The sequence below is a fragment of the Mesorhizobium sp. M3A.F.Ca.ET.175.01.1.1 genome, assembly GCF_004791945.1.
Lineage (GTDB): Bacteria > Pseudomonadota > Alphaproteobacteria > Rhizobiales > Rhizobiaceae > Mesorhizobium.
Window position 1 is genome coordinate 1 of record NZ_SRTP01000408.1, and the last position, 285, is coordinate 285.

The following is a 285-nucleotide window of genomic DNA, read 5'->3' on the forward strand; positions in this document are numbered from 1 at the left end:
GCGCCGAGCCGTTCGGCATCCGCCAGCAGCGTCTTGGCGGTTGCTGCCGGCTCGGCGACGCCTTCCTCCGCCACATAGAGCGCAAGCTCCGGAAGCTCGGCAAGATTGGGCTCGATGCGGGCCACCCGATCACGGCCGACGCGCTCGATGCCGTAGCCCCATGACGAGTGTTCGGCCGCAAAGGCTTCGAGCCTGTCCGGCGGCAGGTCGAAGCACAGTCCGCCGCACCAGGCTAGCGGCAGTCCAGGCAACTCGCCCGCCAAACGCTTCCATTCGGCCATGGCG

1 protein-coding gene is annotated in these 285 nt (G+C 68.8%); it reads right to left on the bottom strand.

The window, feature by feature from the left end:
* Positions 1-285, bottom strand: a 285-nt coding sequence (locus EN818_RS32200) for an FAD-dependent oxidoreductase (RefSeq protein WP_135906769.1), incomplete at both ends; no start/stop codon positions are given.